The sequence below is a fragment of the Rhodopseudomonas palustris genome (assembly GCF_013415845.1).
GTDB lineage: Bacteria > Pseudomonadota > Alphaproteobacteria > Rhizobiales > Xanthobacteraceae > Rhodopseudomonas > Rhodopseudomonas palustris_F.
This window is the reverse complement of the sequence record NZ_CP058907.1, coordinates 2792326-2806977: the sequence shown is the minus strand read 5'-3', so window position 1 is coordinate 2806977 and position 14652 is coordinate 2792326. Positions and strand designations below refer to the sequence as shown.

General features: G+C 64.1%; 13 protein-coding genes. 7 read left to right on the top strand and 6 right to left on the bottom strand.

The features are described 5' to 3' along the window. Window positions 1-33: 33 nt before the first annotated feature. The 6 genes from HZF03_RS12815 to HZF03_RS12790 form a co-directional block, all read right to left on the bottom strand. On the bottom strand, window positions 34-1032 hold the full coding sequence (locus HZF03_RS12815; protein WP_119018519.1) for an ABC transporter permease: 999 nt from the start codon (window positions 1030-1032) through the stop codon (window positions 34-36). Between the two features lie 10 nt (window positions 1033-1042). After that, window positions 1043-2071 (bottom strand): ABC transporter substrate-binding protein, encoded by a 1029-nt coding sequence (locus HZF03_RS12810; protein WP_119018520.1) that lies wholly within the window; start codon window positions 2069-2071, stop codon window positions 1043-1045. A gap of 467 nt (window positions 2072-2538) precedes the next feature. Then, window positions 2539-3507, bottom strand: a complete 969-nt coding sequence (locus HZF03_RS12805) for an amino acid ABC transporter permease (protein WP_234832235.1) — start codon at window positions 3505-3507, stop codon at window positions 2539-2541. A gap of 110 nt (window positions 3508-3617) precedes the next feature. Further along, window positions 3618-4670 carry an amino acid ABC transporter permease gene (locus tag HZF03_RS12800; RefSeq protein ID WP_234832236.1) on the bottom strand — a complete coding sequence of 351 codons (1053 nt, stop codon included), beginning with the start codon at window positions 4668-4670 and terminating at the stop codon, window positions 3618-3620. Window positions 4671-4805: 135 nt separating this feature from the next. Further along, entirely contained in the window at window positions 4806-5828 is a 1023-nt protein-coding gene (locus HZF03_RS12795; protein ID WP_011158178.1) for an amino acid ABC transporter substrate-binding protein, read from the bottom strand. Between the two features lie 31 nt (window positions 5829-5859). Beyond that, entirely contained in the window at window positions 5860-7521 is a 1662-nt protein-coding gene (locus tag HZF03_RS12790; RefSeq protein ID WP_234832237.1) for a carboxylesterase/lipase family protein, read from the bottom strand. A 418-nt stretch (window positions 7522-7939) separates the two neighbouring features. Here HZF03_RS12790 and HZF03_RS12785 point away from each other — a divergent pair, with 418 nt between their 5' ends. The 7 genes from HZF03_RS12785 to HZF03_RS12755 all read left to right on the top strand — a co-directional run bounded on the left by HZF03_RS12785 (window position 7940) and on the right by HZF03_RS12755 (window position 14580). Beyond that, window positions 7940-8974 (top strand): alpha/beta hydrolase, encoded by a 1035-nt coding sequence (locus tag HZF03_RS12785; protein ID WP_119018524.1) that lies wholly within the window; start codon window positions 7940-7942, stop codon window positions 8972-8974. A gap of 232 nt (window positions 8975-9206) precedes the next feature. Next, on the top strand, window positions 9207-10415 hold the full coding sequence (locus tag HZF03_RS12780; RefSeq protein WP_119018525.1) for a trans-sulfuration enzyme family protein: 1209 nt from the start codon (window positions 9207-9209) through the stop codon (window positions 10413-10415). 549 nt (window positions 10416-10964) lie between these two features. Then, on the top strand, window positions 10965-11939 hold the full coding sequence (locus tag HZF03_RS12775; protein ID WP_119018527.1) for an aliphatic sulfonate ABC transporter substrate-binding protein: 975 nt from the start codon (window positions 10965-10967) through the stop codon (window positions 11937-11939). Between the two features lie 123 nt (window positions 11940-12062). Then, the gene (locus HZF03_RS12770) at window positions 12063-12905 is read left to right on the top strand and encodes an ABC transporter permease (RefSeq protein WP_119018528.1); all 843 of its coding nucleotides are present in this window, start codon (window positions 12063-12065) and stop codon (window positions 12903-12905) included. Continuing rightward, window positions 12905-13684 carry an ABC transporter ATP-binding protein gene (locus tag HZF03_RS12765; RefSeq protein ID WP_119018529.1) on the top strand — a complete coding sequence of 260 codons (780 nt, stop codon included), beginning with the start codon at window positions 12905-12907 and terminating at the stop codon, window positions 13682-13684. Before HZF03_RS12770 ends, HZF03_RS12765 begins: the two co-directional genes overlap by 1 nt. Before the next feature lie 28 nt (window positions 13685-13712). After that, a complete protein-coding gene (locus HZF03_RS12760) occupies window positions 13713-14222 on the top strand; it encodes an OsmC family protein (protein ID WP_119018530.1) in 510 nt (169 codons plus the stop codon). Window positions 14223-14253: 31 nt separating this feature from the next. Beyond that, window positions 14254-14580, top strand: a complete 327-nt coding sequence (locus HZF03_RS12755; RefSeq protein ID WP_119018531.1) for a hypothetical protein — start codon at window positions 14254-14256, stop codon at window positions 14578-14580. Window positions 14581-14652: the final 72 nt, after the last annotated feature.

Genomic DNA, 14652 nt, shown 5'->3' with positions numbered 1-14652 from the left:
GAGAGGCGGAGTGAACCAGCACAAGATCGGCCATCAGATGAAACCCTCCTGCCAATTCAACAGGCGATCTCGCACCACGAACAGCAGACGAATAATCCCGGCGCAGAGCAGCGCCATGATCAACAGCGCGGCGTAGACATTGGCATAGCCCGAATAGGCCGTTTGGAATTGGATGTACCAGCCGAGCCCGTATTTGGCGCCGAGCATCTCAGCCACGACCAAAACAGCGAAGGAATAGTACAGGGCCATGAACAGACCCACGAAGACGTGGGGCATTGCCGCCGGGATCGCGACGCGACGAATGAGATAGCGGCTGTCCGCGCCGAGAATGCGCCCGACATCGTAATAGGCGCGGTTCACGGACCCCACACCCGATGCGGTGAGGATCGCCACCGGAATTCCGGACGCCAGCGCTACGATGAAGATGCTCGCGCCGAACGTGGTGGGAAAGAAGTAGAAGGTGCAGGGAATCCACGCAGTGGCCGGAACCGGTCCGATCAGCTTCAGCAGCGGCATGCCCCAATAGCTGAACCGCCGCGACCATCCGAGGGCGACCCCGACGCCGTAACCGACCACGATGCCCGACAGGAATCCCAAGGCCCAAAACCGAAGCGTATAGCCGATGCAGATCAGCAGCCGGGCCCCGTCGGTGACGTAAACATTGAGAAGTCCGTGAGGCGGTGAAAAGAACGGCTTAGGCAGCCAACCGAACTTCGCCGTCGTCAACTCCCAGACTGCCAGCCATATGCCTACGACGATCACCCATGGACCGTAGTGGACCAGCACCTCCCCTGCACGTCCGAGCCGATGCACGATGACCGACAGGGTGAGGAATATCGCCGCGACACCGGCGGTGATCCACGCGAACAGCGATACACTTCCCCAAGGGACGACGTCGGGTAGCCCGATTGTGACGAGTGCAGCGGCGAGCCAAGCTGCGGCGGCGAGCAGCCCGTCCCGCCAGAGGCCGTTGACCGCAGCGACGTGGCCGACGACCGCCTCGTCCCCGGCGGCCTGAATGGCATCGGTCATAGCTGCGCCCTCAAGCCAGCAGATTGACGGTCACACGCTCGGCAAACGCTTTCGGATCCGTGCTGGAATCGAGGACTTTGACGAGCTTCAAATCCTCCGAACTTTTCTGGATCTGATCGACCAACGGCTGTCCAATCGGATGATTGTGCAGGACGAACGAACCGAGGATCTCGGTCAGTTCCGCATGCGTCAGCCCCGCAGGCTTCAATGCGTCCAAATACCATTGCGCGGCTTCGTCGGCATGATCCGCGACGTAGTCGTGCACTTCGATGTTCGCAATCGCCAAACGTCGGAGAGCGTCTTTGTTAGCCTTTAGGAAGGCGCCGTTTGCGCCCAGCACGCAGCAGGTGTGCCCTTCGTACACGCCCGTCTGGGTGTCTGCGATCTTGGTGAGCCCGAACTTTTTCTCGATCGAGAACGCCCACGGGTCGAGATGAGCCGCAATGTCGGCGTCGCCGCGGTTGACCGCCTCACCGACCAGATCGAATGGAACGACCTTCCACGTGACGTCATTCTCCGGATCGATGCCTGCCTTCGCGAGCGTGACCTGGAACGCGACCTTTGGCGGCGACACGACATCGTAGCTGGCGATCGTCTTGCCCTTGACGCCGGCAATGTCCTTGATGCCCGACGCCGGCGAGGCCAGCAGACGCTGGCAGCCGCCATGCGAGCCGACGAACAGCTTGACGTCGAAACCCTGCTCCAGAGGCTTCAGCCAATCGCCGATCAGCCCCGCTCCGACATCGGCCTTGCCGGTCGCGAGAGCCTGGATCAGGGTCTGCCCGCTGGCCCCCTGATAGAACAGCTCGACGTCGACATTGTGCTTCGCATACAGCCCCTTGGCCACACCGAAACCGAGTGGCGAATGGCAGGCTGCGACCTCCGTCCAGGCCAGGCGGATCTTGGGTGCAGGTGCAGCGACCGCAGGCGAATAGATTTTTCCAGCCAACGCACCGGCCGAAACGACCAGCCCCGCGGCGCCGGTCGTCTTGAGCAAATGACGCCGGGACAGACCGCCAACCTTCTTCGATTGCGCCATCAAACGCCTCCGATGTTTCAAACGAAAAATAGCAAATTCAGCTCGATCGGATCGAGTTGGCCCCATGACCAACCAAATGAATCAGTCCGGCTCGCAGCGGCGTAGGATCAGCGCGAGGAAATGCTATTCACTTGTTGCTATTCCCCGACCGCGAACGTGCGCGCTCGTCAATGATGCAGGCGACCACAACGACTGTCGAGACGGTGACAAAAATAGCAACACGGGAACTACTGCACTAATAATCGATGCAATGTTCATATCGCGTGGTGAGTTGTGATAGTCGTATTTTGCTCGTGACCGTTCCATGAAATCCGCACCCGCATTGGAGTACCGTAGCAAGATAGAGAGATGATTGGCCGAATAGACCGGCATACGGTTGGTCTCGCTACCGAGGCAGCAAGCGTTCGCCGGCAGTGATACTGCGAGCCATGAGGCGAAACGACATTCGCCGAGCCGATCGAGAGTGATCAGCGCCCGCTGGATGAGCCGAGCCGCCGCTCCAGCCAGAGGCTGTAGCGCGAGCCGCCATAGCCCATGACGAAATAGACGAGCGCCACCACCAGGAACGACTCCTTGTAGTAGCCGAGCCACTCCGGATCGGCCGCCGCAGCCTTCGCCGCGCTCAGAATGTCCATGATCCCGATGACCGCGAGCAGCGACGTCGCGAGCAGAAAGCCGATGCCAAGATTGACCAGGCCCGGAACGACGGCCCGCAGCGCCTGCGGCAGCACGATGAGACGCATCGCCCGCCAGTAGCCCAACCCGAGTGCCAGCGCCGCTTCCTCCTGTCCCTTCGGCACGGCCTGCAGGCCGCCGCGCACGACCTCGGCGACGTAGGCGGTCCAGAACAGCGCGACCATGATGATCGCACGCGGCAGTTTGTCGAGCGGAACGCTGCCCGGCAGCGCCATCGGCAAAATCAACGTGGCGAAGTACAGGATCGCGACCATCGGGATCGCCCGCATCAGTTCGATGTAACCGATGGCGAGCCAGCGCACGAGCAGCATCCGGGACCGCCGCGCCAGCGACAGCAGCACGGCGATCGGCACCGACGTGGTGAAACAGATCATCCACACCAGCAACGTGATCGGAAGCCCGCCCCATTGGTTGGAGGACACCACACTTCCGCCCGGCAGGCCGCTCATCAGCGCCAGACAGACACCGATCACGACCGGCCACGCCACGACGAGGCGTGCGCTCCACAGGCGCGGCATCGCGCTCGCGAGCAGCAGGGCGATCAGCAGCCCGCACACCACGACGGGGCGCCACAGTCCATCGGCGGGATAGAACGCGAACAGGAAGAACCGCAGTTTGGCAGCGACGAACGCCCAGCATGCGCCGCCCCGCGCCGTGCACTCGGCCGAGCTGCCTTGCCACGTCGCGTCGAGCAGCAGCCAGCGCAGCAGCGGCACCCCGAGCCACACGATCAGCGCCAAGACAGCGAATGTCACCAGCGCGCGACGCCAGCCGCCGAACAGCGCAGCAACCGGCTTCGGCCAGCCGAAGCTGCGTCGCTGCGATATGGTCTCCTGGAGCTCTAGCGCGTTCAAGCCGGCCGCCCTCCCCGCATCGCGACGCGCGCATTATAGACGTTCATCACCGCAGAGACCGACAGGTTCAGGGTCAGATATAGCGCCACCACGATCAGCAACGCCTCGAGCGCCTGCCCGGTCGTGTTGGCGGTGGTGTTGGTGATGTTCATCAGGTCCGGATAGCCGATCGCGACCGCGAGGCTGGAATCCTTGATGACGTCGAGATAGCAAGAGGTCGCCAGCGGCGTGATCACGCGGAGCGCCTGCGGCAGCACCACCAGCCGGACGATCTTGAATTCGCTCAGCCCAAGCGCTCGAGCCGCATCCCATTGCTCGCGACGCACCGACAAGATGCCGGCGCGGACGATTTCGGCGAAGATCGCAGCGAACTTCACCGTCAGCCCGACGAGCAACGCGGCGAATTCCGGCGTCAGGCTGGTGCCACCCTGAATGTTGAATCCCTGCACCGCCGGGCTATGCAGCGAAATTCGGAAGCCGCTGGCATAGATCACGACCGCGAGCGCGAGTATCGCCACCAGACCGAGCGGTAGCGACGCCAGCGGACCGCGCGTTCGGCTCCGCCACAGCAACGCCAGCCAGCCGAGCAGAATCGCGGCGATCGCCGTGATGGCCATCCACGATCCCTCGGCAATGATGACGCTCGGCAGATAGACGCCGCGATTGGTCAGGAACACGCAGTCGAACCACACCACAGCGCGACGCGGTGGCGGCAGCGCGTGGGCCAGCGCAATCCAAAAGAACAGTTGCAGCAGCAGCGGCGTGTTGCGCACGACCTCAATCGACCAGCGGACGAGACCCGACAGCACCGGATGGCCTGCCAACCGCATCAGCGCCAGCGCGACACCCAGCACGGTCGCGAGTATGCAGCTCAACACCGCGACCTTCGCGGTGTTGAGGACGCCGACGGCGATCGCGCGCGCGTAGCTGTCGCCGGCCCGAAACGAGATCGTGCTCTCGCCGATTTCGAAGTTGGCTGCGCGCTCCAGAAAGCCGAACCCGGGCGTCAGACCGATCCTCGCCATGGTGGCGGCGATGTTCGATCCCATAATGGCGACGAGAACAATGACCGCGACAAGGACGGCGAGTTGCGTCGCCGGTCGCGGCCCGAGCCAATTCGACAGCCACGCTCGCGGGCGGCGCCGGTGGCGTTCTTGCGCAGACACGGCGATCGCCGCGTTACATCAGCGGAACGGCGGCGAGTACAACAATCCGCCCTGGGTCCACAGCCGATTGTAGCCGCGCTCCCAGCCGAGCGGTTTGAGGTGCCGATCGAAGATCTCGCCGTAATTGCCGACCGTCTTGATGATCGTGTAGGCCCATTTCGGATCGAGCCCGATCGACTCGGCGAGCGACGGATCGACGCCGAGGAACCGCCGGATCGACGGATCGTCGGATTTGAGGAAGTCGTCGACGTTCTTCGATGTGATCCCCCACTCCTCCGCCTGGATCGTGGCGTTGACCGTCCAGGTGACGATCTCGAGCCAGCGATCGTCGCCGCCTGCAACCGCCGGTGCCAGCGGCTCCTTCGACAACCGCTCCGGCAGAATCACGTAGTCGCTCGGCTTCTTCAGCTGGGTCTGCTTGGCCGCAAGGTCGGAAGCGTCCTGGGTCAGGCCGTCGACGCGACCGGAGTCGAGGGCCGCGATGAATTCGCTGGTGTCCTCGATCGTCACCGGCGTGAATTTGTGCCGGTGCTTGCGGAAATAGTCGGCGATGTTCAATTCGCCGGTGGTGCCGCTCTGGATGCCGATGGTCGCGCCGTCCAGCTGCGACGCGGAAGTCACGCCGAGATCCTTCCGCACCAGGATGCCCTGGCCGTCGTAGAAGATGGTCGGACCGAAATGAAAGCCGAGCTTGAACGCACGGGTGATGGTGACGGTGACGCCCGACAGCAGCACGTCGAACTCGCCCGACTGCAGCGCCGGCAGCCGTTGCTGCGGCGACGAACTGGTGAACTGCACCTTGTCGGGATCTCCGAACACGGTCACAGCCAGTGCTCGTCCAAAGTCGACGAAGAAGCCCTGCCACCGGCCGTTCGAATCCGGCGCGAAATAGCCGGGCGTGGTTCCGACGCCGACCTTGATCACGCCGCGTGATTTGATGCGATCGAGCGTCGGCCCGGCCGATGCGGCGCTCGACACCAGAGCAAGGACGACCGCGAGGGCTGCGCCGATCGACGTCGTCCATCGCAGATGCAAAACCATGAAAGACTTCTCCAGCGATCGGGGGGCGTTGCTAATCGCGCGTGAACGTCACGGGACGGCTGTATTCGTAAGGCGCGATGTCGGCGAACGCCGCCCGTCGCGCCTTGGCATGATCGTCGACCGTGCGCCAAGTGCCGCCGATCAGCGCCGCGGTGCGTTCCTCGCCGCGATACGGTTTCCACTCCGCGATCGCCTTGGTGGTGGGACGTCCGCTACGCGCGAAGCTCGCCCAGATCTCACCGATACGATCCCGCACATTCAAGCGGTCCGGGCTGTCGCCGATCAGCGGCGCGGCGGCATCGAGCGTACCGAAAATGAACGGCACCTCAGCGGTGTGCGGCGAGCCCAGCACGCCGTCGCGCGCCGGCGATCGCCAGTCGAACCGATAGGCGTACACCGGCGCCTTGCCCTGTGCGGCCTTGCGGTCGGCGACCAGCAGCGTCGGCAACACGTAGTTGTAGTCGCCGGCCACGGCGATCAGCAGTTCGCTCGGGGACGATTCCGGCAGGATGTCACGATAGGCGCGGATCAGCTTGTCGGTCGCCGCATCGTCGAGACCGATGAATTTCTTGATCCGGGCGCGAACCTGATCCGCACCCAGCGAGAAGTTGCGTTGATCGCCCGCGAGGAAGAACGTCGCTTCGTCCGCCGTCGTGCCGATCAGCAGCGGGATATCCTCCGACACGGCGCTCGCGGCCGGATCAAACGGATGCTGCTTGAACACCAGGTTGTCCAGCGTCGGCCGGAAATCAGCGACGCCGGTCTTCGCCGCAACCTGCACGATCGCCGCGACCAGCTTGTCGGCGGGAATCTCCCGCAGCTTGCCGGCGTTCCTCGCCGTCAGATCGAACTGCGCCAGCAGCGCGTGCGCCGAGCGCGCGGCCGATTCCGGCGTCGCCAGCCGCCAGGCACCCGACGCGCTCTGGATCACGGCGCGGTGAAACAGGCCCTTAGCGGCGGGCGCGCCGAGCAGCACCGCAACTTTCGCGGCGCCGCCGGACTGACCGAAGATGGTGACGTTGCCGGCATCGCCGCCGATCGCCGCAGCGTTGTCACGCACCCATTTCAACGCCGCGATCTGATCCAGCACGGAAAGATTGCCCGACGCCGGCGACAGCTCCTCGGGAAATTCGCCGGTGAACAGCGAGCCGAGCAGATTGAGCCGGTGGTTGATGGAGACCACGACCACATTCTGCGCCTTGGCGAGGTGCGAGCCGTCGAAGCCAGGCGATGTGCCGGCGCCGATCGAGAACGCGCCGCCATGCAGCCACACCAGAATCGGCCGCTTGCCACCGTCGTTGACGCCGGGCGTGTACACAGACAGCGTGAGATTGTCCTCGCTGGTCGGCACCTTCGACCAGTACCAGGCGAACTCGACCGGGCTCGCTGCCGCGGGCTGCGACGCCGACGGACCGAACTGCGTCGCGTCGCGCTCGCCGGTCCACGCCGCAGGCGGCACCGGCGGACGGAAGCGATTGTCCCCGGCGGTGGACGCGCCATAAGGCACGCCCTTGAACGATGCAACTCCCTCGACGCTCTCTCCGCGCAGCCGCCCGAGCCGCGTCTCGATCACGACCGGCGACGCCTCGCGCGCTCGCGCCGGCGTGGTGAACACCAGCGGCAATGCGGTCGACGACGCGCCGGTCAGCACGGCTGCTCCGACGGCGTGACCGAGGAAACGGCGTCGATTCATGGTCGCGGCAGACGGATCTAAGGATTGGATCGGCATAGCGAGATTCCGGGAAAGAGATTTCGACTGGCGCACGACATACGAGAGCAGGCTGCTAACTCCTGCCGCACACTTGAACACTTCACGACGCGACGATGGCGGTACGCCGCACTCAGAGCAATAGTCGTAAAATTCGAATTTCGGCCGTGCGGAAGACTGTCGTTTCCCCACGTCGCGCAGCACTGAAACAATCGACTTCCATGCTGAGGCCGATGCCGCGCACGCACCATCCGCGTCGTGATGCGCGCCGATGCGATGATTACTTCCGATTCAATCGTTGCGGCACGAACGATCCATCGCCCTCTGATTCATTGGAAACGAATTTCGGCACCGCTCTGCTAGCGTCGGGCCGTGCAAACATCCTCACTCGGAAGGAATCTTGATGTCACAAAAGGCCCTGATCGCCGCCATCACCTCGGGACTGTTCACGATGCTCGCCGTTGTCCTCTGGCCGATCGCATCGGCGAAGGCGGAAGCCGGGATCGTCACCGAGGACTTCAAGATCAAGTCATCGGCTCCCGGAATCGAACTGTTCGTCCGCAACAAACGTCCCGCGGGTACGGACGTCTCCCGGGGCGATCGCACGGTGCTCTACGTGCACGGCGCCTCGCTGGCTTCCGAACTCGTGTTCGATCTGCCTGTCGACGGCGCATCGTGGGCCGACGATCTCGCGCGGGCCGGCTGGGACGTGTGGCTGGTCGACGTTCGCGGCTATGGCCGGTCGACATGGCCCGAGGCACTGCGGGCGCCGGCCGAGAGCAACCCGCCGGTGGCGACAACGGCCGAAGCCGTCGCGGACTTCACCTCCGCTGCCGATTTCATTCGCACCAAACGCAAGATCGACAGCCTGCAGGTGATCGGGTGGTCTTGGGGCGGCGTGATCAGCGGTGCCTATGCGGCGGCCAATCCCGACAAGGTGTCGTCGCTCGTGCTTGTCGCGCCGCTGTGGGCATTCGATAAGCCCGTCACCGCGGGTCCACCCAAGAAGGCATGGCAGGAATGGACGCTGGCCGACTCGCGCGCGCGGATTCAAAAGGGCGTCCCAGCGGAACAGGCGAAGTTGATCCTGCCCGACAGCACCGTCGCGCTGTGGGAGAAGGCCGTGCGCGACAGTCAGCCGGAGGCTGCGGGACGCACGCCCGAACTGTTCAGGTCGCCGACCGGCGTTGCGGCGGACGTGTCGTGGCAGGCGCAGCAGCCCTATGACGCAGCCGCCATCAAGGCGCGGACCCTAATCATCCGCGGCGAGTGGGACGACCTCACGCCGAGGTCGCTGCAGCTGGCGCTGTTCGGCCAATTGAAGAACGCGAAGATTCGCGAGCTGATCGAAATCCCCGCTGCAAGCCACTTCATCATTGTGGAAAAGGCCCGGGACCGACTGTTCGACGAAGTCAGAAACTTCCTCTCCCGGCACTGACCAAGCGCAGCCCACGACACAGGGCTCGAGACGAGAGCTTGCCACCTTCGCAGGTCTCGCCCGAGAAAAACTGTATCGCACCATAGACCATGCCCGCTCGGAGATGCGGCGTTCGGGCGACGATTTCGGTCGTCGTCCGATGGAGCCGTGACGAACCGACAGGACAGGCATGATCGCAGCGAGCTCCAATCCCCGCTATGGTCGCTGAAGACATGCGACACGGGATGCAACGATGACCAAAGCAGCGAAGCAATGGGGCCCGGCTACCTGGGCCCTGTATATGGGTGAGCAACACCGCCAGGTCGGAGATCCGGTGACGCCCGGCCCTGCTCTCAGTGCGAGCTTTCTCACCGCGCCCAACGCAGTCGGCTTCTCCGCCAACGACCTCGGTGCCGCCGCTCCGCATTTCTACACAAGATGGAGCAATCCCACCGTCGAGCTGCTGGAGGCGCGGCTGGCGGCGCTCGATGCCGGCGAAGCCGCGGTGACATTCGCGTCCGGCATGGCCGCCGTGGCCGCGTTGTTTTCCGACCGCCTCCATGCCGGCGACCATCTGGTGCTGTCCGACGTCTGCTACGCCGGCGTCGCCGAACTCGCCCATGATGAGCTCACTCGCAATGGCATCGCGGTTACGACCGTGGATTCGTCGAGGCCCGAGGCGATTGCGGCAGCGCTTCGTCCCAACACCCGGCTGGTTCATATCGAAACGCCGGCCAATCCGATCCTCCGCCTTGCGGATATCGCCGCGATTGCTCCGCTCGTGCACGCGGCCGGCGCCGAATTGTCGGTCGACGTAACGATCGCGACTCCGCTCGGTCTCCGGCCACTCGAACTCGGCGCCGACTACGTCGTCCACTCGCTGACCAAATACATCTGCGGTCACGGCGACACGCTCGGCGGCGCGGTGATCGGACGAGCCGAGGCGATCGCGCGACTGCGCCGCGGCAGCCTGATCCACCTCGGCGGCTGTTTGGCGCCGTTCTCGGCGTGGTTGATCCTACGGGGTCTCGAGACACTCGCGCCGCGGATGCGGCTGCACGAGGCCAACGCAAGAGCCGTCGAAGCGCTTCTCGCCAACCACCCGAAGGTGAAGGCGGTCTACTGGCCCGGCTCGCCTCGCCATCCGCAGCACGAGCTGGCGCAACGAACCATGCGTTGCTTCTCAGGCCTGCTCTCGTTCACAGTGAATGGCGACGGACCGGCATTGGCCGAGCAACTCGCCGAGCGGATGCGCGTCGTCTCCTACGCGGTCTCGCTCGGCAAGACCAAGAGCCTGCTGGTCTACATCCCGACCGAGGACATTTTGCGCTCGTCGTTCCGACTGACCGGCGACGCGGCGGCGAGTTATCGCGCCTGGGCCGGCGACGGTGTCTTTCGCCTGTCAGTCGGCATCGAGGATTCCGCCGATATCATCGCGGATCTCGAGACCGCACTCGGATGAAGCGGCTCCCGCTGCGGGCGACCGGGCCGGCTGATCTGGAGACTCTCGACCTCGAGGTCAGCGTCGCTCGAGCAACGGCGATAGGCCGGTAGCCCCTTCGAATCCCTGGTGCCGACCAAGACGGAAATCTGTCGTCTCCGCTCATTGCGGCCGAGGTCGGCTACTACCGACCAGCCGCAATGCATCTCCGTGCCCGATCGGCGACGTCATCATCCACCCCGACGAGGTCGAGAACAAAGAACAGCTCCCTGCCAAATGTCAGGCACGTCAGGGCTGGCCCCTTCCCCATCGTCGCGACAGCATTGAAGCTGATCGGCAGGCGCCGTCCGTCGACGCGGAGCAGCCGGCGATCACGGCAGTCTTTCCATGCTGAAAGCATGCTCCGCCCTACAATCTCATTCTTGTACCAGTCGAATTTAGAGAACTTCTTTTTGGTTGATTTGCCCAGATAACTAACTGACAAATCTCCTGTTTCGTGGAGGTATCTTCGTCGCATCGAACGACGCGACCCGCGGAACAACAGCAATGAACCAAGAGGAGAGGAAACCCATGACGACCCTATCCCGGCGCCTGATGACCAGTCTGGTCCTGGCAACAATGCTGGCGCCGACCGCTGTCATTGCCGCCGACAAGCCGAAGGAGATCAGGATCGATTGGGCGACCTACAATCCCGTTTCGATCGTGCTCAAGCAGCAAGGTCTGCTCGAAAAGGAATTCGCGAAGGACGGCATAGGCATCGTCTGGGTGCAGTCGGCTGGCTCCAACAAAGCGCTCGAATTCCTCAACGCCGGCTCGATCGATTTCGGCTCGACCGCAGGTTCGGCCGCGTTGGTTGCCAAGATCAACGGCAATCCGATCAAGTCGATCTATGTCTATTCACGGCCCGAATGGACTGCGCTGGTGACCACCAAGGATTCCAAGATCGCCTCCGTCGCCGACCTCAAGGGAAAACGCGTGGCGGTGACTCGCGGCACCGATCCCCATATTTTCCTGGTGCGCGCATTGCTTGGTGCCGGCCTGAGCCAGAACGACATCACCCCGGTGCTGCTGCAGCACGCCGATGGCAAAGCCGCGCTGATCCGCGGCGATGTGGATGCCTGGGCAGGTCTCGATCCGATGATGGCGCAAGCCGAAGTCGAGGAAGGCGCGAAGTTGTTCTACCGCAAGCCCGAGGCCAACACCTGGGGAATCCTCAACGTCCGCGATGACTTCCTCAAGGAGCATCCGGATCTGGTTCGGCGCGTGCTCGCCGTCTACGAAGACGCGCGCAAGTACTCGCTCACTCATTACGACGAGCTGAAGCAAGCGTTCATTGGCGTCACCAAGCTGCCCGAGGCCGTGGTCGACAAGCAGCTCAAGGAACGCACCGAACTCACACATAGCCGGATCGGCACGCCGCAGCGTGACTCTATTCTCGCCGCCGGACTGGCGTTGCAGCAGGCCGGCGTGATCCAGCCGTCGGTCGACGTCAAAGCGGTGCTCGACACGCTGATCGACGATCAGGTGCCGCTGCCGACCAACTAAGCACGCCACAGGGCGGCTGCGGACGGCCCATCGCTCGCGAGGCGGACAGCTTGCGGGGCCGGAATGTCGGCCCCGGTAAATGCAGCCCTTCATGTTGAAGCCAAATTGGGAAGCGGTTTGGTCATGACCTTGACGTTAGACAACGCCGCGCCGGTCACGACGGTGGCCCCATCGGCGCAGCGCCGTGCGCCGCGTTGGCGAGGGCCGGCGCTCGGACTGCTGTTGCCGCTGACGGTGGCGGTCGGGTGGGAAGCGGCCGTGTATTTCGGCTGGTCCAACGGCCGGCTGGTGCCGCCGCCGTCCCGCGTGTTTTCGACCATTGCCGAACTGGCGCGAACCGGAGAACTCACCCGTCATGTTGCCGCGACGCTCGGTCGGGTCGCCGCCGGCTTCGGTCTCGGCGTGCTGTCCGGGACGCTGCTCGGCGCGGTCGCGGGCTATTGGAGTCTGGCGCGCCGGCTGCTCGATCCGACCGTCCAGGCGCTACGCGCGATCCCGTCGATCGCGTGGGTGCCGCTGTTCATTCTGTGGCTCGGGATCTTCGAGACCTCGAAGGTGGCACTGATTGCGGTCGGCGTGTTCTTCCCGGTGTATCTCGGCGTGATGGGTGCGATCCGCTCGGTGGATCGGAAGATTGTCGAGGTCGGCCGCGCGTTCCGATTGTCCGGCCCGGCGATGATCCGGCGCATCCTCCTGCCGGCAGTGCTGCCAGCCTATGTGCTGGCGCTCCGCGTTGGGCTGGGGCTCGGCTGGATGTTCGTGGTCGCGGCGGAGTTCATGGGCGCCTCGGAGGGGCTCGGCTTCCTGCTGATCGACGGGCAACAGCTTGGCAAGCCGGCGCAGATCGTCGCAGCGATCGTGATCTTCGCCGTGCTCGGCAAGACCACCGACTGGCTGATCGAGATCGCCACCCTGCCCCTGCTGCGTTGGCAGGATGCGTTCGGCCGGCACGACGGAGAAGCCTGATGCTGGTGCTCGACGGCGTCGACAAGACCTACCCCAACGGCGTTCACGCCCTGCAATCGTTCTCCGCGAGGGTCAATCTCGGCGAGATCGTCGCGGTGATCGGCGGCTCGGGCTGCGGCAAGTCGACCTTGCTGCGGGCGATCGCCGGTCTCGATCGGGCGACCGCAGGCACCATCGTGCTGGACGGCGAAACCATCACGGCGCCGCACCCCAAGATCGGCATCATTTTTCAGGAACCACGGCTGCTGCCATGGCTGAGCGTCGCCGACAATGTCGGCTTTGGTCTCGAACAGCTGCCGCGATCGGACCGCCACGCTCGCGTCGCCGCCGCACTTGCCCGAGTGGGACTGGCCGACAAGGCGAAGGCGTGGCCCCGCGAACTGTCTGGCGGCCAAGCCCAGCGCGTTGCGATCGCACGGGCGCTAGTGCCGCAGCCGGAAGTCATTCTGCTCGACGAGCCGTTCTCGGCGCTCGACGCTTTCACTCGTACGGATCTGCAGGATCACCTGCTCGATCTCTGGGCCGATACCCGGCCGACGCTGATCCTGGTGACCCACGACGTCGAGGAAACCGTGGCGCTCGCCGATCGCGTCTTGGTGATGCGGCCGAGGCCGGGACGGCTGTTCGAGGAAATAGCGGTCGACCTGCCGCGTCCACGCCACCGCACCTCGGCGGCGTTCGAAGACCTCAAGCACGCCATCCTGCATTCACTCGATCGCTCGCTGCAGCGGACCGGACGCCGGGCCGACGATTTGCTCGTCGAGGGCGCCGGGATATAACTAGTCGAAACAGGGAGGAGCGACCAGAATGGATGCGCTGGAATTGCGCGCGCTGCAGGCGCCGATCAAGGAACGCTATAAGGCCGATCCGACCACCGCGCTGATCACCCTGAAGGCCAAAGGAGCGATCGATGCTGACGGCATCAGTTGCAAGGTCGAAACTGGCAAGGCATTGGCAACGGCCGGCCTGCATCCGGCGACCGGCGGCTCTGGGCTGGAACTGTGTTCGGGGGACATGCTTCTCGAGGCGCTTGTCGCCTGCGCCGGCGTCACGCTGAAGTCGGTTGCGACCGCAATCGAGCTGCCCTTGACACGGGGCGACGTGGTCGCTGAAGGCGATCTGGATTTTCGCGGCACGCTCGGCGTCGACAAGGACACGCCGGTCGGCTTTCGCGAGATCAGGCTCCGATTAGAAGTCGGAACGGACGCGCCGCAGGACAAGCTCGATCTGCTCTTGAAACTGACCGAACGCTATTGCGTGGTGTATCAGACCATCAAGAACGGCCCGAAAGTGTCCGTGTCGCTGCATCGCGTATAGTCGACATGCTCACACCGTCAGAGGAGAATCGATGATCACCGCCATCGTGCGCTATCGCCTGTCCGCAGATATCGACCGGGCCGCATGCCGAGATCATTTCGAATCGATTGCGCCGGGCTTTCAGTCTGTGAAGGGCCTGCTCAGCAAGCACTTCATCTGGAGCGAGCGCGGCGTCGCCGGCGGCGTGTATCAATGGGCGAGCCAGGCGGACGCCGAGGCATTCTACTCCGGTCCCTGGCGCGACGGCATCGTCCAGCGCTACGGCATGGAGCCGGAGATCGAGTTCTTCACGGTGTTTGCCAAGACCGACAACGAAGCCGGAACGGTCACCGTCGTCGAAGCGGCCCAGCCGGCTTGACGTCTGCTACGGCATGAGATGCGCGGTCGCCGCCGCACGCTAAACCCCAATCACACCGAGTCTCTTCCAGCG

What these genes read in the sequence shown, in the direction of transcription:
- HZF03_RS12815 (WP_119018519.1), bottom strand. Translation starts at nt 1,032, where the DNA reads ATGACCGATGCCATTCAGGCCGCCGGGGACGAGGCGGTCGTCGGCCAC.
- HZF03_RS12810 (WP_119018520.1), bottom strand. Translation starts at nt 2,071, where the DNA reads ATGGCGCAATCGAAGAAGGTTGGCGGTCTGTCCCGGCGTCATTTGCTC.
- HZF03_RS12800 (WP_234832236.1), bottom strand. Translation starts at nt 4,670, where the DNA reads ATGGGATCGAACATCGCCGCCACCATGGCGAGGATCGGTCTGACGCCC.
- HZF03_RS12795 (WP_011158178.1), bottom strand. Translation starts at nt 5,828, where the DNA reads ATGGTTTTGCATCTGCGATGGACGACGTCGATCGGCGCAGCCCTCGCG.
- HZF03_RS12790 (WP_234832237.1), bottom strand. Translation starts at nt 7,521, where the DNA reads ATGAATCGACGCCGTTTCCTCGGTCACGCCGTCGGAGCAGCCGTGCTG.
- HZF03_RS12785 (WP_119018524.1), top strand. Translation starts at nt 7,940, where the DNA reads ATGTCACAAAAGGCCCTGATCGCCGCCATCACCTCGGGACTGTTCACG.
- HZF03_RS12780 (WP_119018525.1), top strand. Translation starts at nt 9,207, where the DNA reads ATGACCAAAGCAGCGAAGCAATGGGGCCCGGCTACCTGGGCCCTGTAT.
- HZF03_RS12775 (WP_119018527.1), top strand. Translation starts at nt 10,965, where the DNA reads ATGACGACCCTATCCCGGCGCCTGATGACCAGTCTGGTCCTGGCAACA.
- HZF03_RS12770 (WP_119018528.1), top strand. Translation starts at nt 12,063, where the DNA reads ATGACCTTGACGTTAGACAACGCCGCGCCGGTCACGACGGTGGCCCCA.
- HZF03_RS12765 (WP_119018529.1), top strand. Translation starts at nt 12,905, where the DNA reads ATGCTGGTGCTCGACGGCGTCGACAAGACCTACCCCAACGGCGTTCAC.
- HZF03_RS12760 (WP_119018530.1), top strand. Translation starts at nt 13,713, where the DNA reads ATGGATGCGCTGGAATTGCGCGCGCTGCAGGCGCCGATCAAGGAACGC.
- HZF03_RS12755 (WP_119018531.1), top strand. Translation starts at nt 14,254, where the DNA reads ATGATCACCGCCATCGTGCGCTATCGCCTGTCCGCAGATATCGACCGG.